At 32.9% G+C, this 1,613-nt stretch carries 2 protein-coding genes; both read right to left on the reverse strand.

The window, feature by feature from the left end; all coding sequences use genetic code 11:
* Window positions 1–80 precede the first annotated feature (80 nt).
* On the reverse strand, window positions 81–734 hold the full coding sequence (locus AB3X49_RS22680; protein WP_002091101.1) for a DsbA family protein: 654 nt from the start codon (window positions 732–734) through the stop codon (window positions 81–83).
* Between the two features lie 186 nt (window positions 735–920).
* Window positions 921–1,613, reverse strand: a 693-nt coding sequence (locus AB3X49_RS22685) for a transglycosylase domain-containing protein (protein ID WP_367964890.1), incomplete at its 5' end; no start/stop codon positions are given.

The following is a 1,613-nucleotide window of genomic DNA, read 5'->3' on the forward strand; positions in this document are numbered from 1 at the left end:
ATGTAAAGTAGTATAGCATGTAAAAAAAATCGAAGCAAGAAATTTATCGAAAAAAGTCGAAAAAGTGATGAGATACCTCATCACTTTTTCAATTCTTTATCAATCGCCTTCTTCATACTATCGAAATCAGGGTTTGCAAGATTCCCATTTATATATACTGAAGGAGCACCTTGAACTTTTAATTTTTGAGCACGATCTGAATCTTTACGTACTTTGTCTTTCATTTCTTTACTGTGTAAATCTTTTTTAAACTGTTCTACATTAATTTTCGGAAGCTTTTCTTTCACAATATTAAGAAGTAATTCTTCTGTAATCCATTCTTCCGTATCTTTCTTTTGATTTTGATAAATCTCATCATAGAAAATCCAGAATGAATCTTGATCTTGTTTATAAATTGCTTCACCGGCAGCTGCACCTAAATCAGAGTCTTTTCCGATAAACGGGAAGTTAATAAAATATAACTGCACTTTACCTTTATCAATATACTCTTCTTTTAATCGTGGTAATACTGTTACATCCCAAGTACGACAAGCTGGACATTTAAAGTCTCCAAATTCAACTACCTTAACTGGAGCATCATCTTTCCCTAAAGATTGTTGCGTAGAATAAGCAAACATCTCATTCCCTTTATCTTTCTTGTCATTTATGATGCTATACACAATCGTCCCGATTACAATCAATACTGCGATAGAAAAAACTATACCAAGAGCCATGAGTTTGTTTGATGATTTCATATACATTCCTCTTTAATTTCATATTCTGTATACATCATTGTACACAATACACATAATATCAATACTTACATAGGTCACGCAATGAACACGCTCACATAAATTACAAAAATACAACGTTTGTGACAATATTGTGTCGCCTTTTGTCACAAATTATTAAAAAAAGAAGCTCCTATGTAGGAACTTCTTTTAACTTACTGCTTTTTCACGGGCATTTTTTAACATGGATTGCTCTGTTTTTATATCATGGCGAATTACTAATTTCTCACTAACTGCTTGCACATATTCATCATGATTTATATACCCTTCTTTCTCCATTAGCCTTAAAACTACATTCCGTCTCTCAACTGCTTTATCATAATTTTGTGCAGGTGAGTAATAAGCCGGTGCTTTTACTATAGCAGCCATCATTGCACTTTCAGCCAGTGTTAATTGATCCACTTTTTTACCGAAGTAAAGGTTTGCTGCTTTTTCAATCCCCCATGCGCCTTCTCCGTAGTAAATATTACTTACATACAATTTTAATATCTCATCCTTTGTGAATGTACGTTCAATCTTTTTCGTATAAAAAATTTCTTTCCACTTACGGGAAAATGTACGTTCATTAGATAAGAAAGCATTTTTAGATAACTGCTGTGTAATTGTGCTTCCTCCTTGCACAACACCACCAGCTTTTATATTTTCAATAGACGCCCTGATAATCGCTATATAGTCTAAACCGTTATGATGATAAAACCTTTTATCTTCCGTCGCAATAAATGCGTGTGTTAATGATTCTGGCACCTCTAACTTAGCGGGTACATGTAATTTACTAATATCACTTCGCTCAATCATTACATTTCCAACGAATAATAATGCAAAACTTAACAATAATAATAATAT

The sequence above is a fragment of the Bacillus sp. C30 genome (assembly GCF_040838255.1).
Lineage (GTDB): Bacteria > Bacillota > Bacilli > Bacillales > Bacillaceae_G > Bacillus_A > Bacillus_A mycoides.